This window comes from Luteimonas deserti, from assembly GCF_013425765.1.
GTDB lineage: Bacteria > Pseudomonadota > Gammaproteobacteria > Xanthomonadales > Xanthomonadaceae > Luteimonas > Luteimonas deserti.
This window is the reverse complement of record NZ_JACCJZ010000004.1, coordinates 109699-133015: the sequence shown is the minus strand read 5'-3', so window position 1 is coordinate 133015 and position 23317 is coordinate 109699. Positions and strand designations below refer to the sequence as shown.

18 protein-coding genes and 1 pseudogene are annotated in these 23317 nt (G+C 70.7%); 9 read left to right on the top strand and 10 right to left on the bottom strand.

Annotation, left to right across the window (positions count from 1 at the left end; genetic code table 11):
* The first annotated feature begins 150 nt into the window (after nt 1-150).
* The 4 genes and pseudogenes from coaBC to H0E82_RS01215 all read left to right on the top strand — a co-directional run bounded on the left by coaBC (nt 151) and on the right by H0E82_RS01215 (nt 5194).
* Nucleotides 151-1367: pseudogene (coaBC, locus tag H0E82_RS01230) on the top strand (bifunctional phosphopantothenoylcysteine decarboxylase/phosphopantothenate--cysteine ligase CoaBC).
* On the top strand, nt 1364-1822 hold the full coding sequence (dut, locus tag H0E82_RS01225; RefSeq protein ID WP_180543156.1) for a dUTP diphosphatase: 459 nt from the start codon (nt 1364-1366) through the stop codon (nt 1820-1822). The pseudogene coaBC and the gene dut overlap by 4 nt, the downstream one beginning before the upstream one ends.
* Nucleotides 1823-1834: 12 nt before the next feature.
* Entirely contained in the window at nt 1835-4156 is a 2322-nt protein-coding gene (locus H0E82_RS01220; RefSeq protein WP_180543155.1) for a phosphomannomutase/phosphoglucomutase, read from the top strand.
* A 153-nt stretch (nt 4157-4309) separates the two neighbouring features.
* A complete protein-coding gene (locus tag H0E82_RS01215; RefSeq protein ID WP_180543154.1) occupies nt 4310-5194 on the top strand; it encodes a DNA ligase in 885 nt (294 codons plus the stop codon).
* A gap of 572 nt (nt 5195-5766) precedes the next feature.
* Here the strand turns inward: H0E82_RS01215 and H0E82_RS01210 are convergent.
* From H0E82_RS01210 to hrpB, 4 genes are all read right to left on the bottom strand, one after another.
* Entirely contained in the window at nt 5767-7383 is a 1617-nt protein-coding gene (locus H0E82_RS01210; RefSeq protein ID WP_180543153.1) for a mechanosensitive ion channel, read from the bottom strand.
* A 763-nt stretch (nt 7384-8146) separates the two neighbouring features.
* A complete protein-coding gene (locus tag H0E82_RS01205; protein WP_180543152.1) occupies nt 8147-9238 on the bottom strand; it encodes a patatin-like phospholipase family protein in 1092 nt (363 codons plus the stop codon).
* Between the two features lie 146 nt (nt 9239-9384).
* On the bottom strand, nt 9385-9753 hold the full coding sequence (locus tag H0E82_RS01200) for a hypothetical protein (RefSeq protein ID WP_180543151.1): 369 nt from the start codon (nt 9751-9753) through the stop codon (nt 9385-9387).
* Between the two features lie 166 nt (nt 9754-9919).
* On the bottom strand, nt 9920-12412 hold the full coding sequence (hrpB, locus tag H0E82_RS01195; protein ID WP_180543150.1) for an ATP-dependent helicase HrpB: 2493 nt from the start codon (nt 12410-12412) through the stop codon (nt 9920-9922).
* A 126-nt stretch (nt 12413-12538) separates the two neighbouring features.
* Between hrpB and H0E82_RS01190 the strand changes: the two genes are divergently transcribed.
* Nucleotides 12539-13327, top strand: a complete 789-nt coding sequence (locus H0E82_RS01190; protein WP_180543149.1) for a TatD family hydrolase — start codon at nt 12539-12541, stop codon at nt 13325-13327.
* A 764-nt stretch (nt 13328-14091) separates the two neighbouring features.
* On the opposite strand, the gene ubiB is transcribed toward H0E82_RS01190, so the two are convergent.
* The 5 genes from ubiB to oleC form a co-directional block, all read right to left on the bottom strand.
* Entirely contained in the window at nt 14092-15759 is a 1668-nt protein-coding gene (gene ubiB, locus H0E82_RS01185; RefSeq protein ID WP_180543148.1) for a ubiquinone biosynthesis regulatory protein kinase UbiB, read from the bottom strand.
* 10 nt (nt 15760-15769) lie between these two features.
* The gene (locus tag H0E82_RS01180; protein ID WP_180543147.1) at nt 15770-16411 is read right to left on the bottom strand and encodes a ubiquinone biosynthesis accessory factor UbiJ; all 642 of its coding nucleotides are present in this window, start codon (nt 16409-16411) and stop codon (nt 15770-15772) included.
* Between the two features lie 353 nt (nt 16412-16764).
* The gene (locus H0E82_RS01175) at nt 16765-16923 is read right to left on the bottom strand and encodes a DUF1328 domain-containing protein (RefSeq protein WP_180543146.1); all 159 of its coding nucleotides are present in this window, start codon (nt 16921-16923) and stop codon (nt 16765-16767) included.
* Nucleotides 16924-17191: 268 nt separating this feature from the next.
* The gene (gene oleD / locus H0E82_RS01170; protein WP_180543145.1) at nt 17192-18193 is read right to left on the bottom strand and encodes a 2-alkyl-3-oxoalkanoate reductase; all 1002 of its coding nucleotides are present in this window, start codon (nt 18191-18193) and stop codon (nt 17192-17194) included.
* Nucleotides 18190-19863: an olefin beta-lactone synthetase gene (gene oleC, locus H0E82_RS01165; RefSeq protein ID WP_180543144.1), complete on the bottom strand. Its 1674-nt coding sequence runs from the start codon at nt 19861-19863 to the stop codon at nt 18190-18192. The genes oleD and oleC overlap by 4 nt, the downstream gene beginning before the upstream one ends.
* A gap of 74 nt (nt 19864-19937) precedes the next feature.
* Here oleC and H0E82_RS01160 point away from each other — a divergent pair, with 74 nt between their 5' ends.
* The 4 genes from H0E82_RS01160 (at nt 19938) to H0E82_RS01145 (ending at nt 22506) form a co-directional block, all read left to right on the top strand.
* A complete protein-coding gene (locus tag H0E82_RS01160; protein WP_180543143.1) occupies nt 19938-20357 on the top strand; it encodes a hypothetical protein in 420 nt (139 codons plus the stop codon).
* A gap of 75 nt (nt 20358-20432) precedes the next feature.
* The gene (locus tag H0E82_RS01155; RefSeq protein ID WP_180543142.1) at nt 20433-20870 is read left to right on the top strand and encodes a rhodanese-like domain-containing protein; all 438 of its coding nucleotides are present in this window, start codon (nt 20433-20435) and stop codon (nt 20868-20870) included.
* 83 nt (nt 20871-20953) lie between these two features.
* Nucleotides 20954-21478 carry a protein-export chaperone SecB gene (gene secB / locus H0E82_RS01150; protein ID WP_180543141.1) on the top strand — a complete coding sequence of 175 codons (525 nt, stop codon included), beginning with the start codon at nt 20954-20956 and terminating at the stop codon, nt 21476-21478.
* A gap of 14 nt (nt 21479-21492) precedes the next feature.
* Nucleotides 21493-22506 (top strand): NAD(P)H-dependent glycerol-3-phosphate dehydrogenase, encoded by a 1014-nt coding sequence (locus H0E82_RS01145; protein ID WP_180543140.1) that lies wholly within the window; start codon nt 21493-21495, stop codon nt 22504-22506.
* Between the two features lie 194 nt (nt 22507-22700).
* Here H0E82_RS01145 and H0E82_RS01140 read toward each other — a convergent pair whose 3' ends face one another.
* Nucleotides 22701-23279 carry a porin family protein gene (locus tag H0E82_RS01140; protein ID WP_180543139.1) on the bottom strand — a complete coding sequence of 193 codons (579 nt, stop codon included), beginning with the start codon at nt 23277-23279 and terminating at the stop codon, nt 22701-22703.
* Nucleotides 23280-23317: the final 38 nt, after the last annotated feature.

Below are 23317 nucleotides of genomic sequence, written 5' to 3'. Positions count from 1 at the left end.
GGTCGGCGCCGGGCGCAGTGACAGGGGAAGGCAGTGCGCGCCGGGCCGACCGGAGGACCATTGCATCCCGCCGGAGGCACCGCGGCAGCCGGTCGTCCGCACTGCTTCGGGTAAGCTGTCCGCCGGTTTTTACGTAGGACTTCGCCGGACATGGCAGCGGTTTCGACCCGGTTGGACGGCCAGCGCGTGCTGCTCTGCGTCTGTGGAGGCATCGCCGCGTACAAGGCGGCCGACCTGGTCCGGCGCCTGCGCGACGCGGGCGCCGAGGTGCGCGTGGCGATGACCGACAGCGCCCAGCACTTCGTCTCCGCCACCACCTTCCAGGCGGTGTCCGGCGCCCCGGTCCGCACGACGCTGTGGGACGCGGGGGCGGAGGCCGCGATGGGCCACATCGAGCTGGCGCGCTGGGCGACGCGCGTCGTGGTGGCGCCGGCGACAGCGAATACCCTGGCCAAACTCGCCTGCGGCTTCGCCGACACGCTCGTGACCACGCTGTGCCTGGCGACCACCGCCCCGCTGACCGTGTGCCCCGCGATGAACCACCGCATGTGGCTGCATCCGGCGACCCAGGCGAACATCGCCCGGCTGCGCGAGCGCGGCGTGCAGGTCATCGGGCCCGAGGACGGGCCGCTGGCCGAGGGCGAGTCGGGGCCGGGGCGGCTCGTCGAACCGCAGGCGATCGTGGCCGCGCTGCCGGCATGAGTGCACCGCTCGCCGGGCGCCGCGTGCTGGTCACTGCCGGGCCGACGTTCGAGGATCTCGATCCGGTGCGGTTCCTCGGCAATCGCAGCAGCGGCAAGATGGGATTCGCGGTCGCCGCCGCGGCCGCGGACGCCGGCGCCGAGGTCGTCCTGATCGCCGGCCCGGTGCATCTGCCGACGCCGGCCGGCGTGCACCGCATCGACGTGCGCTCGGCCGCGCAGATGCATGCGGCCGTCTTCGCCGCATTGCCGGCCGACGTTTACGTCGGCGCCGCGGCGGTCGCGGATTTCACGCCTGCGCAGGTCGCACCCTCGAAGATCAAGAAACGCGGCGGCGAGACGGGGCTCGAGCTGCAACTGGTCCGCACGCGCGACATCCTCGCCGACGTCGCCGCGCACCGCCCGCGGCCGCGCGTGGTGATGGGATTCGCCGCCGAGACCGACGACGTGGACAGCCACGCCCGCGCCAAGCGCGCGGCCAAGGATGTCGACCTTCTCGCCGCCAACCGGGTCGGGGTGCCCGGCAGCGGCTTCGAGAGCGACGACAACCAGCTGGTCGTGCACGACGCCGCCGGCAGCCACGCGCTCGGGCCCGACAGCAAGACCCGGCTCGCGACTACGCTCGTCGCCATGATCACCGCCCGGCTCGCCTCGGAGGCGCCATGACCCACACCCTCGATGTGCGCGTGCTGGACGCGCGTTTCGGCCAGCAGTGGCCGCTGCCCGCCTACGCCACCGAAGGCAGCGCGGGTCTCGACCTGCGCGCCGCGCTCGACGAGCCCTTGACCCTGTTGCCCGGCGACGCGGCACTGGTGCCGTCGGGCCTGGCCATCCACATCGGCGACCCGGGCCTGTGCGCGGTGGTACTCCCGCGCTCGGGGCTCGGCCACACGCACGGCATCGTGCTCGGCAACGGCACCGGCCTGATCGACGCCGACTACCAGGGGCCGCTGCTGATCAGCCTCTGGCATCGGGGCAAGGATGCGTTCACGATCGAGCCCGGGGATCGCATCGCGCAACTGGTCCTGCTGCCGATCGTGCGGGCGACGCTGAATGTGGTGGATACTTTCGTCGATAGCGCACGCGGGGCCGGGGGCTTCGGGCATTCGGGCGTGCGCTGACGGGGACAGACGATGAGCGAGAAGGATCCGCACCGGGCACACGCGCTGCTGGCGCAGCTGCGTCCGGCCGCACCGCTGCTGGCGCTGGTGCTGGCACTGGGGGCCGCCTGGTTTGCATGGAGTGGCTGGCAGAAGCTGCAGGGCGACAACCGCACCACCAGCGTGGAACGCGGCCGCGATGCCGCGGTCTCGGCCCTGGGCCAGGCGCTTGGCAACGACCTCAAGCGTCTGCAGGCGCAGCTCGATGCCGCGCCTGTGCAGCGGGCGCTGGCCGAGGGCGATCTCGACGCGGCCGCTCGCGCGATGGGCGCGGACTGGCCGCAGCTGGAAACCGCGCAGGTGCTGCCGGTCGACCTGGGCAGTGATTACGCCGCGCTGGGCGACGGCGGTTTCGGCAGGCTGGCGATCCTGGAATCGGCGATCAGCGGCGACGCGCCGGTGATCGGCGTGGCCCAGGTGGACGACCGTCCGCGGGTACTGGTGGCCGCGCCGGCGCGCACCGGCGACCGTGTGGTCGGCGTGGCGGTGGCCCAGTTGCCGCTGAGCCGCATCACCACGGCGCTGGACGCGGTGGACATGGACGGCGCCACGTATCTCGCCATCCGCCAGGGCGGCTATACCGTGCACGCCCGCGGGGACACGGACCTGGCTAATGTGGCCGAACGGCTCGGCCGGCCGGTGCCCGACACGGGTCTGCGCGTGTCCGCCGCCGTGCCCCATGTCGGCCGCACGCCACTGGGCCTGGACGCCATTCCGCTGCTGGTCGCGGCGCTGCTGCTGCTGGTGCTCGCCGTGGCCGCGTGGCGCCTGCCGCGCCATCTGCGACCCGCGACGGCGCGCGAGGACGCGACACCGACGCTGGCCGAGTCGCTGCAACAGCCGACGGCGACGGAAGACGGCGCGTCGGTGCCCCCGCCGCCGCCCGCGCGCAGCGAACCGAAAAAGGCCGCGCCCTCGGTGGTGCTGGATCCATCGATCTTCCGCGCCTACGACATCCGTGGCGTGGTCGGCCAGACGCTCGACGCCGGCGTGGCCGAGCTCATCGGCCAGGCGGTCGGTTCGCTGATGCGCGAGCAGGACCTGACCGACATCGTGGTCGGCCGCGACGGCCGCCTGTCCGGGCCCGACCTCGTCGCCGGACTCGTCGCAGGCCTGCGCAGGGCCGGCCGAAACGTCATCGACATCGGACTGGCGCCGACTCCGCTCACGTACTTCGGCGCGTTCCATCTGCGCACGGGCTGCTGCATCTCGGTGACCGGCAGCCACAATCCGCCCGACTACAACGGCTTCAAGATCGTGGTCGGCGGCGAAACCCTGTCCGGCGAGGCGATCACCGATCTGCACGCGCGGGTCGCCGACGACCGGCTCCATGCCGCGTCGCAGCCCGGTGGACTCAGCGAGCGCGACATCAGCGAGGACTACGTCCGCCGCATCGCCGACGACATCCAGATCGCGCGGCCGCTGAAGATCGTCGTCGACGCCGGCAACGGCGTGGCCGGCGAGCTGGGTCCGCGGGTGCTCGAGGCGATCGGAGCCGAGGTGGTGCCGCTGTACTGCGACATCGACGGCACCTTCCCCAACCATCATCCCGATCCCAGCGAACCCAAGAATCTCGAAGATCTGGTGCGCACGGTGCAGCGCTTCGATGCCGACCTCGGCTTCGCCTTCGACGGCGACGGCGACCGGCTGGGCGTGGTCACCCGCGACGGCGAGACGATCTACCCCGACCGTCTGCTGATGCTGTTCGCCGCCGACGTGCTGGAGCGCAATCCCGGCGCGATGATCGTGTTCGACGTGAAGTGCACCGGCCGCCTGCCCGGCCACGTGCTGCGCCACGGCGGCAGCCCGCTGATGTGGAAGACCGGGCATTCGCTGATCAAGGCCAAGATGCGCGAGACGGGCGCCGAGCTGGCCGGCGAGATGAGCGGCCATTTCTTCTTCGCCGAGCGCTGGTACGGCTTCGACGACGGCATCTACGCCGCGGCGCGCCTGCTCGAGATCCTGGCGATCGACGACGATCCGTCGGCGGTACTGAAGGCGCTGCCGAGCGGCGTGTCGACGCCCGAGCTGAAGATCGATGCGCCCGGCGGCGATCCGCATGCCTTCGTGGCCCGCGTGCAGGCGACCGCCGCATTCGATGGTGCGCGCCTGTCGACGATCGACGGCGTGCGCGCCGACTGGCCCGACGGCTGGGGCCTGGTCCGCGCGTCGAACACCACGCCGGTGCTGGTGCTGCGCTTCGATGCCGACAGCCGCGAGGCGCTGGCGCGGATCCAGCAGGTGTTCCGCGAGCAGCTGCTGGCGCTCGACCCGGGGCTGGCACTTCCCTTCTGACGTCACGGAGCGCCGCGACCGGCGGCGCTCCGGCGTGTGGGAGTTGCCGGACACGGAATCGCGGCCGGCCCCCACGCCGCCGGACATCGCCGGCGTCTGACGCGGCGGATGCGGTCGGTGCAGGCTGGTCGCCCCTGCTGCCGTGCATCGACCATGGCGAACCGACACCGCCGCCGCGACCGCGTCCTGTTCCTCGCCGTGCTCTGGTGTGCCTGCCTGCTGGTCCTGTGGCCGCGGGCGGGGCACGCGGTCTCGCCACCGGCGCTGATGCTGGCACGCGACCTGGGCACCGCCGACATCGATGTGGCGGCGTACTTCGTCAGCGAGAAACTCGATGGCGTTCGCGGCCGATGGGACGGCCGGACCCTGTGGACCCGTGGCGGCAACCGGATCCAGACACCGGCCGCATTCACCCGCGGCTGGCCGGCGACCCCGATGGACGGTGAGCTGTGGATCGCGCGCGGGCGTTTCGATGCGGTCAGCGCCGTGGTGCGCGGTCACGCGCGCGACGAGGCCGCCTGGGCGCCGGTGCGTTTCATGGTGTTCGACCTACCCGCGCACCCGGGCACCTTCGGCGAGCGTGTGGCGGCGATGACCGCGCTGGTCGCACGCACCGGCCACGCGCAGCTGCAGATGGTGCCGCAGACCCGCGTCGCCACGCGCGTCGCGCTCGATGCGCGTCTGGCCGACGTGGTCGCGCGTGGCGGCGAAGGCCTGATGCTGCATCACGGTGACGGGCGCTACGTCGCCGGCCGCAGCCACGCACTGCTGAAACTCAAGCCGCACGACGATGCCGAGGCCCGGGTGGTCGACCACGCGCCGGGCAAGGGCAAGTACACCGGCATGCTCGGCGCGCTGGTGGTGGAGCATTCCGACGGGCGCACATTCCGCATCGGGACGGGGTTCAGCGACGCGCAGCGCGCCGATCCGCCGCCGCGTGGGAGCTGGGTCACTTACCGCTACACCGGCACCACGTCCACGGGCCTGCCGCGCTTCGCACGCTTTCTTCGCGTGCGCGACGAGATGCCGCCGGAGTAAGGGCGCGCCGCGCCAGGGCCGTCGCCGGTGCGCGCTCGCAAGGGGTTCTTCGGCATCGGCGACACGGAGCCTTGCCGGTACAGGCTCCGCGCGAAGCGGCCGGCGCCACTGGCGCAACACTGTTGCGGCGCGCAAGCGTGCTATCCGGGCCGGCGCGCCGGGCGTCGAGCCCCATTCTGCCCACGGCGGCCGGCCGTGGCCGCGTGAGCGCATCGACGATCGACCAGTGAGCGGTCCCGGCGGCAGACCGCAGCACGGGCCGAGGCATGGCTCAGCGCACATGCGCACGTGTGCCCCTTCGACCCGGATCAGTCGCAGCGTCCAGCCTCCACCGAGCCGCTTCTCTTAACAGGGCGGTTCAATCGACATCGACATCGATGTCGATCACCGGCAGTGCGCACCGGGCAGCGGCCTGGCCCGAAGCGCCCCCCGACGCCGCAGGCGCGATGCGTGCCCACTGCAAGCACTGATTCGTCGCGAAGCGAGTCCCCGGCGATGGCGAGCGGGCCTCGCGTCCTGCAGTCATCGCGCCCGCCCGTGCCCCTTCGCCGGGGCACGGGGATGCGCGCGGATCAGGGCAGCCGATCCCCGCGCTCGCGCCGCTCGAGATACTCGCGGGCCCAGCGATCGGTCACCCGGCCCGCTGCTTCGCGTCCGCCTAGACCGAAGGCGAGCGCCACGGCGATCGCCACCGCGCCCAGCACCAGGCCGAAGGCGAGATTCACGATGTCGTCCGCGATGCCCATCGCGCGCAGGCCCATCGCGATGACCAGGCCCAGAATCGCGACCCGCGCGATGCGCGACAGGCCGATGGCATGCCCGGGATTGGCGCGCTGGATCGCGCGCGCCGCCAGATCCGCCAGCCAGTAGCCGACGACCAGGATCACCGCACCCAGCAGCACATCGGCGCCGAAGGCGATGAACGTCGCCAGCAGGTCGCGTACCCCGATGAAGCCGAGCCGATGCGCGGCCTCGACCGTGGCGAACAACAGGATGAAGAACAGCGCGATCCGGCCGACCAGTGCGGACAGCCCGCTCGAACCTGCAGTGCGCATGGGCGCGCCCTGTGGATCGACCAGCGGCGGCCCCGGCTCGGGCATGCCCGCGGCGGCCACCGGATCGGCGGCGGCCAGCGCCTGGTCCACCGGTGCAGGCGTCGCGGCGGCTGGCGTGGGTTCGAACAGATGGCCCAGACCCAGATGCTCCGGGATCCGGTCGACGCCGAGGCTTTCCAGCAGGCGGGTCAGCAGCCCGGTGACGAAGCGGCCCAGATACCAGGCCACCGCCAGGATCAGCGCAGCCGCCAGGATGTTCGGAATGGCGGTCAGGAACATGCCGAGCATGTCGGAGGCCGGATCGGAGATGGCGCGGATGGCCAGCGCGTCGAGCGCGGCGATCAGCGTCGGCACGATGACCAGGATGAAGACGACAGTGCCCCCGAGCTGCGAGAGCCGCACGCCTCCGGCGAGGCCGTCGCGCTGGCTGTAGCGGTCGACGCCGCTGGCCGCGAGCAGATTGGTCGCGAGGCCGCGCAACACCTTGGCCACGAGCCAGCCGACCACACCGATGATCACCGCGGCGAAGATGTTGGGCAGCATGGTCGTGACCTGCAGGGTCATCTCCGACAGCGGCAGCATCAGGCCCTCGACCCGCAGCGCCCCGACGATCGCCGGCAGGAACAGCAGCAGCACCAGCCAGTAGACGACGTCGCCGAGCACCGCCGACAGGGGGCGGACCCCGGCCGATGCGGAGAGCTTCTCGTCCCATCGCCCGGCCGCCATCAACCGGTTCACCCCGGCGCGCAAGACCGTCGCCACGAGCCAGGCCACCAGCGCGAGTGCCGCGGCGAGCAGGATGCGCGGCAGGTACAGCATGATCTCGGTCACCAGCGCGGAGAACGGGCCGTACAGGCCGTCGACCCGCAGCACGCTGAACACCCCGATCAGCGCCAGGATGATCACGAACCAGAAACCCACCGCGGCTGCGACGCGGACGATGTCGATGCGCGAAGCGGTCTCGGCATTGACCCGTTCGTTGATGCGCATGCGGGTCATGCCGCTGCGGATCAGACCACGCACGAACAGCGCGGCCACGATTCCGATGACCAGGATCAGGACAGCGCCGAGCACGCTCGGGAGATAGTGGCCGAGGCTCAGTTCGAGCTGGCGGACCAGGGGACTGGTTTGCATGGGAGAGACTCTCCTCGCGGGGACGCGGCATCGCATCCGGTCGACGATGGACAGCGCACGGCGCTGCAGCGAGTGCACGCGATGGATAGATGCAGTGGGCGGGTGCCCTGCGGGAGCGGGGTCGGCCGGAGCCGGATCAGGCGTGCCGTCGCAGTGTGGCCCCTCCCGGTGTCGCCCCGGAGTGAACGCCACCTGCACGCGTGCACGAAGCCGGCGTGCGCGCGCCTCGCCTCGCGTCCTGCCAAGGGGCGACTTACCGGGCCCGTGCGCAGTCACATGCACCGTCGGTCGCTCCTGGCGATGCGCTGTGTGTCGTAATTGAGCACCGGCAATCGGAGCAACGGCGCCTGTATCCGGGCATTCATGAGCCGCTGGCACGAGAGCCGCCGAGCATTCGCGGCGGACCCACTGCGTACTGCAGGCGGATACGCGGACGCGATCTGCGCGGAGGGTGGTGTTGTCCGTGGGTTGTCGCGCTGGACACCCGCGCCGTCGTCGGTGCGCCCACACGCGATCGGCGTCCACGTCGTCCGTCGGGCCACCGGTGGCACGGGCCTCGACGCCGGGGCCCGCTTCGACGCGGCGTCCCGAGCATGCACGCTGCAACGGCGGAGATTGGCACGACCGCCGTACTGGCGGGCATGCGCGACCGCCCCGATGCGGGACGGCGGATGTCGCGGTGGCGTCTGTCACCCGCGCGCGTGCGCGCGCCTCGCCTCGCCTGCACCCGACGCGACCTCGCGCCTGCGCGTCGCGCCGGTTCTCAGCAGGCGCGGTCTTTCGCGAACGGGTTCAGTCTGCGCACCCAGCTGTCACCGCAGTCGATGTCGACCGGAGCGGGTTCGACCGGCGTCGCCGGTCGGGCCGGGACGCGGGCCGCACTGCGTGCGCGTTCGATCTCGGCGAGCTTCGCGCGGATCTGCGGCAATGCGGCCAGCGCGGCCCGCTCGCCCTGCAGGATCGCGGCATTGCGCTGCTCGAAACTGGCCGGGCCGATATCGTTGACCTGTGGCCGGATCACCACGTCTGCACGCGCCAGTTCCTGGCGGCCCAGGGTCTGGCCCATGATCGCGATCGACTGGTTGACGATGCCGAGCATGCTTCCCGGCGTGGCGCCACTGGCCTTGCTGGAGATGTCGACCGCGATCACCAAATCGGCGCCGAGCTGTCTGGCCGCGTCCACCGGGACGGGGCTGACGACGCCGCCGTCCACATAGCTGCGCTCGCCGATGCGCACCGGTTCGAAGACGCCCGGCACGCTGCTCGAGGCGCGCACGGCCTGGCCGGTATTGCCACGCACGAACACCGTGCGGTCGCCGGTATCCAGGCGCGTGGCCACCGCGGCGAAGGGAATGGGCATCCGGTCGATCGTGCGGTTGCCCACTTCCTGGTTGACGTAATTCTGCAGGGCCACGCCCTGGACCAGGCCGCCGGAGAACAGGCGCACATCGCGGATGCTCGACTCGTCCAGTGCCACCGCGCGCTCCTGCATCCGGAACGGATCCATGCCGCTCGCATAGAGCGCGCCGACCACGCTGCCGGCACTGGTGCCCGCGACCACGTCGGCCTTGATGCCATTGGCTTCCAGCATCTTGATCACACCGATATGCGCGAAGCCCTTGGCCGCGCCGCCCCCGAGCGCCAGCCCGATACGCACCGGCGGCGGTCTCGGCGTCGGCGTCGGCGCGACCGTCGCCGGAGCAGGCGCGGCCACGGGCTCCGGGCGCACCGTGTCGCGACCGCATCCTGCGAACAGCACGACCAGAGCGGACAGGGCGGCGACCCGCCAGCGCGGTCGCGCTGTCGGAGCGACAGCGCGGTCTGCGGAAGCGGTGGAACGTGTTGGAGGGGGCATGCGGACGTCACCGACGGTGGAGCGCCGAGGATACCGGGACCTGCCCGGGCGGCAGCTGAAGTCGGCACGCGGACAGCAGAACGCCGCGCACGGGGCGCGGCGTCTACGCAACGTCGGTCATGCCGACCCGTGGCGCACCGGATGGATCAGTCGTTGTCGCCGGTCTTGCCGGTGGACGCGGTGCCGCGCGCACTGCGCCCTGCACGCTTGCGCGCCGCCGTGTTCGAGGCTTCGATGCGGCGCGAATTGCCGTCGATCGTTTCGCTGGCCTTCTTCTTGCGGTACTGGCGCGCAGCCACCAGCGCCAGGCCCACGCCGATGGCGCTGGCGGCGACGATGGCAGGATTGCGACGGAGGAAACCGCCGGCGACCCGGGCGCCGGTACGCGCCGCACCGACGGCGACGCCGGTCTTGAGCCAGGTTTCGGCCGTGCTCGGGAGAGTGTGACGCAGGCTGTCGCCTGCCTGCCCGACCAACGCGAGTGCCTTGTCGGACAGCGCTTCGAACTTGCTCATGGGAATTCCTCGTGCGCGTTGGGGGATGGCGCAGTCTGGTCGTGGCCCTGTCGAACCGGCGTGAGCGGGTCGAGGGCGCGCGGATCCGTTCAACCGCGGTTGTCGTCGGATCCGTCGGCATGGCCGTGGCCATGCCCGACCCGTGCCTCGGCACAGTGTGGAGCCACTAGGTGCCGCGTGGCTTGGCCCGATGAGTGGGGACCGCGTTCCAGGGGTCTTCCGGCCAGGGATGCTTCGGGTATCGACCCTTCATCTCCTTGCGCACGTCCGGGTAGGTGCGGGCCCAGAAGCCTTCGAGGTCACGGGTGACCTGCAAGGGCCGTCCCGCCGGCGACAGCAGGTGCAAGGTCAACGGCATGCGCCCGTCGGCGATGGCCGGCGTGCGGGCGAGGCCGAACAGCTCCTGCAGCTTGACCGCCAATACCGGCGCGGCGGGGGTCCCGTCGGCCTCGACGGCATAGGTGATGGCGCGGGCCATGCCGGACGGCACGTCGACGCGTGTCGGTGCGAACCGATCGAGAATGGATCGCTGGCTCCAGTCCAGCTGCGCCTCGAGAGCGGCCGACAGGCGCCCGGCGTCCAGCGCATCGAGTCGGGTCAGCCCGGCGAAGGCCGGGCGCAGCCAGCTGTCGCGCGTGGCCAGCAGGCTCGCATCCGACACATCCGGCAGATCGAGCTCGGGCATCCAGGCGCGCAGACCGAGCACCCGCGCCTGCCACTGGCGCAGGCCGTCGCGCCACGGCAGCACCTCGAGGCCGAGTTCACCCACCGCATCGGACAGCGCGCGGGCGGCCTGCCCGGCGTCCACACGGCCGTTGGCGCGGGCGTCGAGCACGATGCCGTCGAAGCGGCGGACACGCTCGCCCACGAGCGCCCGCCGGCTCGCATCCCAGCGCGTCTCGTCGGCATCGGTGAAGCGGTCCGGCCAGGTCCGGCGCAGGGACGCCTCGTCGACCGGCGCGCCGAGCAGCAGGCGCGCGTCGCGGGCGTCGAAACGCAGGTCGCTCGCGACGATCCAGGGCTCACCGAGCAGGGCACTGTCGTCGAACAGGCACGCCATGCGTCCGTTGCTTAGGCTGTAGCGCTGCGGATCGCGGGAATGACGAAAACCGATGCGATCGGGGAAGGCATGCGCGAGCAGATCCCCGAGGGCATGCGCCGGCGCGTCATCGGCCGGCTGGGCATCGATGCGCAGGCGCCGACGCCACTGTCGGGCTGCCGTATCGACGGCGGCGAGCGCACTGCGCGAGACATCCGTCCGGACCCGACCACGACGGAACGCCGCGAGCGCCTGCCAACGCATCACGAGCGCATCCGAGCGCGCACCGCCGCGCAGCGGATCGCGCGCTTCCACCAGCGCACACAGGTCGCAGGCCAAGGCCTCGGCTTCCGGTGTTCCGGCTGCCAGCAGCATCGCCGCGAGCCGCGGGTGGGTGCCCAGTGCGAGCATGCGACGACCGAGCGGGGTCACGGTCTCCCCCGCGTCGAAGGCGCCGAGGCGGCGCAGCAGGTCACGCGCTGCGCCCATGGCGCCCGACGGCGGCGGATCCGGAAACGACAACGCGGCGTCGCCCCAGGCCGCGAGTTCCAGCGCGAGCGCCGCCAGGTCCACCTGGGCGATCTCGGGTCGCCGTTGCGGCTCGAGCCGTTGCGATTCCGGCCACAGCCGCAGGGCCACGCCCGACGCGACCCGCCCGGCGCGGCCCGCACGCTGGTCGGCCGAGGCCTGGCTGATCGTCCCCACCTCCAGGCGCGAAAAGCCGCTGTTGGGATCGAAGCGCGGCTCGCGCGCCAGGCCGCTGTCGACCACGATGCGCACGCCCGGCAGGGTGACGCTGCTTTCGGCCACGTTGGTCGCCAGCACCACGCGCCGTCGCCCATCGGCGGCCGGTTGCAGCACATGCGACTGCGCCTCAACCGGCAGTTCGCCGTGCAACGCGAGCAGTTCGACGTCCGCCGGCAACGCGGCCTCGAGCTGCGCCCGGCAGCGCGCGATCTCGCGCTGCCCCGGCAGGAACACCAGCGCATCGCCCGCGTGCGTGTCGAGCGCCTCGACGACGACCCGGCGGATCTGGTGTTCGAGCGCCTCGTCACGCCGCGGCGGCACATGCGAGACCGCGACCGGGAAGCTGCGGCCGGCGCTCGACAGGCGCGGCGCGTCCAGCCAGTCGGCGAGGCGCGCGCCGTCGAGCGTGGCCGACATCACCACCAGGCGCAGATCCTCGCGCAGGCCGGCCTGGACGTCGCGCGCGAGCGCGAGGCCGAGATCGGCGGCCAGATGGCGTTCGTGGAATTCGTCGAACAGCAGCGCGCCGACGCCGTCGAGCGTGGGGTCGTCCTGCAGCATCCGGGTGAGGATGCCCTCGGTGACGACCTCGATGCGAGTGCGTGCCGAGACCCGGCTCTCGAACCGGATGCGGTAGCCGACCGTGCCGCCGACGTCCTCGCCGAGCTGGCGGGCCATGAACACCGCGGCCGAACGCGCTGCGACGCGGCGCGGCTCCAGCATCACAATCCGGCGGCCGTCGAGCCAGGCGGCGTCGAGCAGCGCCAGCGGCACCTGTGTCGTCTTGCCGGCGCCGGGCGGCGCTTCGAGGACGAGCCGCGGATGTGCGGAGAGGCTGGCGAGGATGTCCGGCAGCAGGGCCGCGATCGGCATGGCGGTGGACGGAAGCGATGCGGGCGCGGCGGTGTTCACGGCGCACAGGCTAGCGGTGCGCCGCGCAGGCGTCGATGCCGGCCGGGCGTCCTTACAATGCGCACTGCCCCACACGCGGTTCCCGGCATGCAGTTGATCGACATCGGCGCCAACCTCACCCACGACAGCTTCGACCGCGATCGCGACGCCGTGCTGCAGCGCGCACGGGACGCGGGTGTGGCGAAACTGATCGTCACCGGCGCCAGCCGCGAGCATTCGCCCAAGGCGCTCGCACTGGCGCAGCAGCATCCCGGTTTCCTGTACGCGACCGCCGGCGTGCATCCGCATCACGCGGTCGAATACACCGCCGAATGCGACGCCGAGATGCGCGCGCTACTCGCGCAGCCGGAGGTCGTGGCGGTCGGCGAATGCGGGCTCGATTATTTCCGCGATTTTTCACCGCGCCCGGCGCAGCGCAAGGCCTTCGAGCGCCAGCTGCAGATCGCGGTCGACACCGGCAAGCCACTGTTCCTGCACCAGCGCGACGCCCACGACGATTTCATCGCGATCATGAAGGACTTCGAGGGCCGCATCGGCGCCGCCGTGGTGCACTGCTTCACGGGCGAGCGCCGCGAGCTGTTCGACTATCTCGACCGCGACTGGCACATCGGCATCACCGGCTGGCTGTGCGACGAACGCCGCGGCCAGCACCTGCGCGAGCTGGTGCCCAACATCCCCGCGCACCGGCTGATGATCGAAACCGACGCGCCCTATCTGCTGCCGCGCACGCTCAAGCCCAGCCCGAAGGACCGGCGCAACGAACCGGCGTTCCTGCCGCATATCGTCGAAGAACTGGCACGGGATCGTGGTGAGGACGTGGCCAAGACGGCAGCGACGACGACGGCGACGGCGACGGCGTTCTTCGGGCTGGAGTGATCGTTCGATCCAACGGCCTGATGCCGGATGCGACGTGGAGTGCGTCGCTTGGCCTGCGGTTGCTGTGCACCGTCGCCGAGCGCAGTCGTTCTATCTGCGGCAGTTGCAGTTGCAGTTACCGTTGCCGTTGCCGTTGCCGTTGCCAAAAAATGACGTGCCCGCGCACTGGCAAGACCCGGAGGGCGCCGCCCATGGATGGGCGGCGTTTTTCGACCGAGGCAGGATGCCGAGTCGGAAAATCCCGGAACGAACGAATGGCCGGGTGAGCTTCGTCGGGGAGGCCGTTTCTTTTGGTTACTTTTCTTTGGGCCAGCAAAGAAAAGTGACCCGCTCGCCGACAGGCGAGTGGAAGCCCTGTACTGGCCCTTCTTAGGTATCGAGTAGGCCAGCACCCCCGGCGATTTGGTCTTCAGCGCCTTCCGAAGCGAAATCAAATGCTTTCGTCCGCTGACGCGGCCGAGTTCATTTCTTTTGTCAATCGACAAAAGAAACGGAACCAAAGAAAAACGATCCCCCGACAAAGCGAACCCGGCGCGTCAGTCGTTCCGGGATTTTCCGACTCGGCATCCTGCCTCGGTCGGAAAACGGCGGGCATCCATGCCCGCCGCCCTTCGGGTCTGGTGAGCGCGCAGACCTGTCATTTCTCGGCGACGGCAACGACAACAGCAACAACAGCGACAGCGACAGCGACAGCGACAGCGACAGCAGGCTCGCCCGCTGCTCCGGGAAATGATGCTCAACACCAACCTATGCGAACAACGCCGCTAGCGCCGCGGCCACGCCGCCAGCAATGCCCACAATCCACCCACGCCCGCCACCCAGGTCGCCACCGGCAGCCCGAGCAGCGTCGGCCCGCCGGCTTCGAGCGCATACAGCACCGCGGCGACGATCAGCAGGCCGACGCCCAGGATCGCGGCGACCACGCGCTTCTGCATGCCCTGCATCGTCGCGGTGAGCGCGGCCAGATCGTCCGAGCGCATGCGCAGTTCGTGGCGGCCTTCGACCTGCTGCCTGAGCCAGCCATGCAGCAGCCGCGGCATGTCCGGGGCCTGTGTGATCAGCTCCGGCAGCCGGTCGCGGAACTCGCGGCCGAGACGCTGCGGGCTGTAGCGCTCGACCAGGATGCGTTCGAGCACCGGCCGCGCGACCGCCCAGATGTCGAGCTTGGGATCGAGCAGGCGGCCGATGCCCTCGATGCTCAGCAGCGTCTTCTGCAGCAGGATCAGCTGCGGCTGCAGCGTCAGCTGATAACGCTGGGCTGTGCGGAACAGTTTGCCGAGCACTTCGCCGAGCGAGATTTCCGACAGCGGCCGGGTGAAGTACGGCTCGCACACGGAACGCACGGCGGCTTCGAGTTCGTCGATGCGCAGGTGCGCGGGCATCCAGCCCGCCTGGATGTGCAGCTCGGCGATGCGCCGGTAGTCCTGGCGGAAGATCGCCATGAAATTCTCGGCGAGGTAGTACTGATCCTCGCGCGAGAGCTGGCCCATGATGCCGAAATCCAGCGCGATGAAGCGCGGATTGGTCGTGCGGTCCGGGTCGACCCAGATGTTGCCGGCATGGGCGTCGGCGTGGAAGAAATTGTCGCGGAACACCTGCGTGTAGAACACGCGCACGCCCTTGGCCGCGAGCGCCTTGCGGTCGATGCCGGCGGCGTCGAGGGCCGAGATGTCGTCGCTGGGAATGCCGTGCACGCGCTCGAGCGTGAGCACGCGCTGGGTGGTGCGCTCCCAGACCGGCGCGGGCACGTAGAGATCCTGCGAGCCGGTCCAGAACCGGCGCAGCACCGAGGCATTGGCGCCTTCGCGCTGCAGGTCGAGTTCGGCCGCGAGCGTGTTCTCGATCTCGGCCACCACCTCGCGCGGGCGGATCTTGTCGGCGCGCGGATGCGTGCGCTCGACCAGCGCGGCGAGATTGTTGAGCAGCGCGACATCGGCGGCGATCTGCTTCTCGATCGTCGGCCGCAGCACCTTCACCACGACCTCGCGCGCCGGCTGCCCGTCGGCGCCGGCGAGCGTCGCGGCGTGCACCTGCGCGATCGAGGCCGAGGCCAGGGGGACCGGATCGAACGCGAGAAACGCCTGGTCGATCGGCATGCCGAGCTCGCGCTCGACGATCGCCTGGGCCGCCGCGCCGTCGAAGGGCTGCACGCTGTCCTGCAGCAGCGACAGGTCGTCGACGATGTCGGGTGGCACCAGGTCGCGGCGGGTGGACAGGATCTGCCCGAACTTCACGAAGATCGGGCCCAGCTCCTGCAGGGCCAGGCGCAGGCGGGCGCCCCGCGACTGCGCGGCAATGTCGGCCGAGGCGCGCGGTACGAACGGGCGGGCCAGACGCAGCCAGCGCTCGGCGGGCGTCCCGTCGAGCAGATCGTCCAGTCGATAGCGCAGCAGGACCCGGCCGATGCGCGAGGCGCGGACCACGCCCTTCATCCGGCAGACCTCATGCGGCCGGACCGCGGGTCAACCGGGAGACGCGTACGGACAGACGCTCGACATCGTCGCGCAGGGTGTCGACGTCGTCGTGGAAGGCGTCGAGCTCGGCGCGTGGCACCACGTCGCGCGACTCCTCGGTGACGTAATCGACCGCGCTCTCCACGACCGTACGCCCGAGCCCCTGCGCCTGGCGCAGCGCCGCGGCGAAGGCATTGGCCCCCTGCACCCCGATGACCTCGCCGAAGACCGACACGAACGGCAGCTGCCAGTCGGGATCGAACCGCGCGGCGAGCGTCTGCAGGCGGCGTGCGAGTTCGGCGTCACCCGACACCCGCACCTTGCCGATCGGAGGCGCGTCGTCGCGGCGCAGGAACGGCAGCTGCGACAGCATGCCTGCCAGTGTCGTGCGGACCGCGAGATCGGGTTCGCTGGCCTCGTCGACCGGGCCCACCCGCAGGCGCTCACCTTCGACACGCAGTTCCAGCGCCAGCGGCGGCGAGGCGAGGGTCAGCGCGATGCGCTGGCCGTCGAGTCCGGCCAGTGCGAACCGCGTTTCGGCGTCGAGCGCCAGCGCGCGATTGAGCGCGGTTTCGAGCGCGCGCCCGGCAATCGGCTTGAGCGCTGCGAAGGGTGATGGAAATCCGGCCATGGCGGCATTGTAGGTCGTAGACCGTTGGGTCTGTGAGGTCTCCCGGGAAGCGGCCCCGCATGCCCGCCACATCGACAGGCAGGGCACGAGTGCCACCGCGCCGGGCGACCACCGCCGAGCAGACACGGGACCGGAATCCACGCGATGTTCGTCGCGGCGCTGCCACTCCGTTGAACACCAGCGTCGCCGTCGCGACCGGGATACGGGGAGGTCTGCAACGGACACGTCGATTGCGACTGCGGATGTCGAAATCCCGGGTGGGGTCGAAGGCCACGAGGCCCGGAGCCACCCGCGCGCAAAAAAAAACGCCCGCCGAAACGGCGGGCGTCGAACGTGCCACAGACGCTGGAACGTTACGGTCCGCGGCCACGCAGCATGGAGATCACGGCCAGGATCAGGAACACCACGAACAGGATCCAGGCGATGTTGGTTGCAGCGCCGGCCACACCGCTGAAGCCGAGAACGGCGGCGATGATCGCGATGACGAGGAAAATGACGGCGTATCTGAGCATGGTGCGGTCTCCGTGGAAGCGGCCGAGAACGGCGGTGGGCACACCGTATGCGCAGTCAGGTCGCGATCAGGTGACGACGAGATCACCCGTCAGCCCCCTTTTCAGCAGAGTGATTTCCATGTGAATAGAGCGCCCGACCTGCCTACGCATGGACCGTACACACGCGCACCTGCGGCATCACTAGGCGCGCTGCACGCGAACCCAATGCGGAAACGTGCGGGGCGATCCGACGAGCGGCTGCGACGATCGTGCGCATCCACGCGTCGCGTCAGCCGCGTGCTGCCTTGCGTGCAGCCTCGAGACGGCGCAGGCCGTCTGCCGTGCGCACGCGCGGCACGTAGCCGAAGTCGCGCGTCGCCGGCGCCATGTCGTACCAGTGCGTCGTGCTCAGCTGCTCGGCGAGAAAGCGCGTCATCGGCGGCTCGCCCTTCAGACCGAGCAACGGCCATGCGGCTTCGCAGACCGCGCCGATCGCATAGGCCGCGGCGAACGGAATCGTCTTCTCCACCTGTGGCGCGCCGGCTGCGGCCAGCAAGGCGTTGACGATTTCGCGCACCGCCATCGGCTCGCCGTTGCTGATGAAATAGGCCCGTCCCGCGCAGGCCGCTCCCGGCGCCAGATGCTCGAACGCGTCGAAGTGTGCCTGCGCGGCGTTGTCGATGTAGGTCGTGTCGATGCGGTTCCCGCCGTCGCCGACGAAGCGCAGCCGCCCGGCCCGCGCGCGCTCGACCAGGCGCGGCAGCAGTTGCTGGTCGCCCGGGCCCCAGATCAACCGCGGTCGCAGGGCGACCGTCGCGAGGTCGGGCCCGTTGGCCGCGAGCACCGCCTGTTCGGCGATCTTCTTGGTCGTCGCGTACGGCGCCTTGAAGCCCTCGCCGTACGGCACGGTGTCGGCGGTGCCGCCTTCGACCGGATGCGTGGCCCGGTGGGTCACGCTGGGCGTCGAGGTGTAGACCAGCCGGCCGATGCCGTGCGCGCGGCAGGCATCCAGCACGTTCTGCGTGCCGACCACATTGGCCAGGTGATAACTCTCGTAGCTGCCCCAGGCGCCGGCCTTGGCCGCGTTGTGGAAGACCGCATCCATGCCCAGCGCGGCAGCGCGCACCGCGTCCGCATCGGCGAGATCACCGCGCACCTGGCGCACGCCGAGTGCGTCGAGCTCGGGGTAATGCCCGCGGTTGAAGCTGGTGACGGCATGGCCGCGTTCGACGAGGCCGCGGCACAGCGCCTGGCCGAGGAAGCCGCCGCCGCCGGTGACGAGAAGATTCATGCGAAGTCCTGCGCGTGTTTCGCCGCCCAGACGGCCAGCGTCTCGCGGCCGATCTTGGCATTGTGGCGGATGTCGACCGGGAAGCCCGGATGGAACAGCACGCGCTCGATGCGCCCGGTGTGGACGAAGCCTTCGCCGATGTGCCGCAGCTCGTCGGCGATGCGCGCCTGTTCGGTCTTCGCGACACCGGCCTCCAGCTCCACACACAGCACCGGCATCTGCGCGCCCTTCGCACCGACACCCACCAGCGCCGTGCGCCGCACCTCGGGGTGCACGTTGAACACCGGCTCGACCTGTTCGGTGCACAGCGTGCCGGTGGCCGTGACGACGCGATGGCCCTTGCGGCCGCAGAACCACAGCCGGCCTTCGGCATCGAAGTAGCCGAGGTCGCCCATGCGGTGGACGATGCGCGTGCGGCCGTCGGGCAGGGTCTCGGTGATCTTCGCCAAGCGCGTCTGCGCATCGCGGTTGAAGTAGGTGTCGGTGGCGCTGGGCCCGGCGACGGTGATCTCGCCGACCTGCGTGCCGGGCACGCACAGCGCATCGGACCACGTGGGAATCGCGTCGTCGTCGACCCGGATGATGCGCACCTCGTTGGGCGGCACCGGGCGGCCGACGCAGGTGCCGGCGCCATGCTCTGTGCGCGTACGCAATTGCAGCAGCTCGCGGCCTTCGATCACCGCGACCGGCAGGCATTCGGTGGCGCCGTACGGCGTCCAGAAGCGGGCGTCGTCGGGCAGCAGATCGAGGATCCTCGCGACCGTGTCCGGCGGCACCGGCGCGCCGGCCGAGGTCACGCGGCGCAAGGTCGGCAGCGGTGTGCCGTCGCGTGCGAGTACGCCCATCAACGCCGGCGAGCCGAACAGCTGGTCGACGCCGAAGCGTTCGATCGCGGCGTGCAGCCTGCGCGGGTCGGCCTTGGCTGGCTTGGTCGGGTCCATGTCCGGGATGATCGAAGTCAGCCCCAGCGCGGGGTCGAACAGCGCGAACGGTGGAAAAGTCGGCAGGTCGATGCCGCCGGCGCCGATGCCGAACGCCTCGCGCAGCATGTCGATCTGCGCGGCGAAATGCCGGTGGCGGTAGACCACGCCCTTGGGCACCCCGGTGGAGCCGCTGGTGAACAGGATCGCCGCGACATCGTCGCCGGCCGTCGCGGCGAGTTGCGGCCCGGCGCCTGCGCCCGCGCGTTCGACATCCGCCAGCGTCGCGTCACTCAGCAGGGCCCAGCGCCCGGTGGTGATGCGCACGCGTGCCGACGTCGCCCAGCGCAGCAGCACCCGCGCGACCTGCGCCAGCGGAATCCCGATGAAGGCCTCCGCCTGCGCCTCGTCCAGGCACTGCTTGAGCGCGCGCTTGTCGATGCCCGGATCGACCAGCACCGGCACCGCGCCGGCCTTGAACAGGGCGAACATCACCAGGAAGAACTCGGGCGTCGGCCGCACCATCAGCACCGTGCGCGTGCCGCGGACGATGCCGCGCGCGGCGAGGCCGGCAGCGATCGCATCGCTGCGTGCGTCGAGCGCGGCGTAGCTCAGCGTATGGGCGTCGCCGTAGTCGCCGCCGGGTCCGGGGCAGCGCATCGCGATGCGTGCGGGCTGTCCCCGGGCCAGCCGCGGCAGGGCGGCCGCGATGTTGACGGGTTCGGTGGCGCGGTCGGAAATGGTGGGCATCGCCGACAGGATAACGGGACGCGGCGGCGGGCCAGCCGCTAGGATGGCGTTCTCCTCCAGTCCGGCCCCTGTCCATGCGCACGATCCGCACCGGCACCCTGCTCCTGTTCGCGTTGCTGCTGGTCGCATCGGGCTGCGCCAGTGCCGGCAAGCAGCGCGATGCGCTCGAACGCAACCAGACCGCCTGGGCCAGCGCGATCCGCTGGAACGACGTCGAGGCGGCGGTGCCGCTGATCGACCCGGCCCGTCGCCAGGCGCATCCGCTCGATGCCTTGTCCCGCGAGCGCTACGCCCAGGTGCAGGTCACCGGGTATCGGGAGCTGCGCGCGCAGGTGGGTGCCACCGAGGCGAGCCGCGAGATCGAGGTCCGCGTGGTCAACCGGCACACGATGGCCGAGCGCACGCTGCGCCTGCACGAGCGTTGGCGTTGGGATCCGGTGGCGGCGACCTGGTGGAACGTCGAGGGCCTGCCGGACTTCTGGGCCGGCGAATAGCCCGACCGGTGCGAGCCGGCGCCGCCGCCCGGCGGTATGCGACAATCGCCGCCCGCTGACGCTGCGCGAACCGTCGTGAATTTCGAAGAACTGCTGGCCTTCCTGGGCCGAAACCAGATGCTGTCGCTGATCCTCGCCGTGCTCACGGTGGCGATCATCTACAACGAGATCGCCCGCCTGTTCCGCGGCTTCAAGGCCCTGCGGCCGGCGGAGCTGACGGTCCTGATGAACCGCGAGAACGCGTTGGTGGTCGACCTGCGCCCCAGCGCGGATTTCGGCAAGGGCCATATCCCCGGCTCCAAGAACGTGCAGATGAGCCAGTTCGATCCCGAGAGCAAGCAGCTCGGCGCCGCCAAGGCCCTTCCGGTCGTGCTGGTGTGCAAGACCGGCAGCACCGCCGGCGATGCCGCCAAGCGCCTGAAGAAGGCCGGTTTCGAGAACGTCTCCGTGCTCGACGGCGGCATCGGCGGCTGGCAGCAGGCCGACCTGCCGCTGGTCAAGGGCCGCGGCTGACCGCGTCCCGTCCGGGCCGATGCCATAATCGGCCGTCCGCTTCACATCCCAATTCGACGATCCCATTCCCGGAGTTTGATTCCATGTCCGAAGACCAGGCCATCAACGGCGCCAACGGCGCGCCTCCCGCACAGACCGGCGCACAGTTCAGCGTCGAGAAGATCTACGTCAAGGACGTCTCGTTCGAGTCGCCCCGTTCGCCGGCGATCTTCAACGAGCAGACACAGCCGCAGCTCAACATGAACCTCAACCAGAGCGTGCAGCGCGTCGGCGACAATGCCTACGAAGTGGTCCTGGCGATCACCCTGACCTGCACCCTGGGCGAGGACAGCGCGAATACCGTGTACGTGGCCGAAGTGAAGCAGGCCGGCGTGTTCGGCCTGGCCGGTTTCGACGGCAACACCCTCGATGCGCTGCTCGGCACCCAGTGCCCGAACGTGCTCTACCCCTACGCCCGCCAGATGATCGGCGATCTGATCCAGGCCGGTGGCTTCCCGCCGTTCCTGCTGCAGCCGATCAACTTCGACGCGCTGTACGCCGAAGGCCTGCGCCAGCGCGCGCAGCAGGCGGGCGAGCAGCCCACGACCGACCAGATCGGCAACGCCTGAGCGTGAGCGGCGGCATGCCCGCGGTCGCGGTGCTGGGCGCGGGCTCCTGGGGTACGGCGCTCGCGTCGCTGATCGCCCGCAACGGGCACCCCACCACGCTGTGGGGTCGTGACCGGACGGTCGTGGAGGCCATCGACGGGCGCCACGAGAATCCGCGTTACCTGCCGGGAATTCCCCTGCCGGACGGCCTTCGCGCCACCGTCGACCTCGCCCGCGCCGTCGATGGTGCCGGGTTGGTGCTGGTGGTGGTGCCCTCGCACGCCTTCACCCAGACGCTCACCGAGCTGGCGCCGCTGCGTCCTGCCGATGTGGGCGTCGCCTGGGCGACCAAGGGCTTCGAGCCGGGCTCGGGGCGGTTCCTGCACGAGGTCGCCGGTGATCTGGTGGGCGCGGATGTCCCGCTGGCGGTGGTCACCGGCCCCTCGTTCGCCAAGGAGGTCGCGTCGGGGCTGCCGACGGCGGTGACCGTGCAGTCGGAAGACGAGGACTTCGCCCGGGTCGTTGCCGACGTGCTGCACGGCCCGAGCTTCCGCGCCTACACCGGCACCGACATGCGCGGCGCCGAACTCGGCGGTGCGATGAAGAACGTGCTGGCGGTCGCCACCGGAGCGGCCGATGGCATGGCACTGGGCCTCAATGCCCGGACCGGCCTGATCACCCGTGGCCTGCACGAGATGCTGCGGCTCAACCGGGCGATCGGCGGCCGTCCCGAAACGCTGATGGGCCTCGCCGGCCTCGGCGATCTGGTGCTCACCTGCTCGGGCGACCTGTCGCGCAACCGGCGCCTGGGTCTCGCCCTCGGGCGCGGCGAAAAGCTCGAAGACGCGGTGCGCGCGATCGGTCAGGTGGTGGAGTCGGTGCAGACTGCCGACGAAGTCATGCGCTTGGCGACGCGCCACGGGATCGAGCTGCCGATCTCCAGCAACGTGCAGGCCGTCCTGCACGGCGAGATCAGTCCGGCCGAGGGCCTTGCCCGCCTGATGGCCCGGGAACAGAAACCCGAATACTCCGAGGCGCTGTTCGGCTAGACCGACGCCCGCGTCCGGTCGCAGGCGACGCCCGGCTCCGGCCGGGCGTTCTGCGTTCTGCGCCCAGCGTCCGGGGACTGCGCCCGGCGCATAAAAAACCCCGGCCTGTTCGACAGGCCGGGGCGGTGCGACATCCGGGAGGGAGAGAGGGGACGCGCCGGGGAAGCGCGGACCGGATGCCACGGGGGACGCGGTTACCAGCGCAGACGCGGGCCGACGAACCACTGGGTGTCACCACCCTTGACCAGCTTGACGTCTCCGGCCACGCCGAACGACGGGGTGAAGGTCCACTGCGCGCCGACGCGGCCGTAGAACTCGCTGTCGAAGCCGCTGCCGTAATCCTCGTAGCCGGCCAGCGCATAGCCCTCGAGCGCGGGCAGGAGCACGCCGCGTGCACCGACCTCGACCGCATAGCCGTCGGCATCGAAGCCCTGGCCGAAATCGAGGCGCTGGTAGGCGATGCGGGTCAGCAGGTCGGCCCGGTCGGAAACGGCATGGTTGTAGCCCACGCCGGCACGCCACTGGTCGCGGTCGAAGGCGCTGCCGTCGATGCCTTCGCGCGTGTAATCGCCGAACACGTGGAAGTTGGGATGGAACGCCGCGGATCCGCGGATCGACCAGCCGTCCGAGTCGACCTCGCGGTTGACCGGGGCGATGTCGGATTTGCTGGCCGAGTAGCCGCCTTCCAGATAGGTATACGAGACACCGTCGGCGGCCTGCGCCCCGAGCGGAAGACCGGCGGCCAATACAGCCAGGGCAAGGACTCGGGTCATCGTGCGGCGTCTCGAGGCAGGAAAAAGAGTCGGCCCGG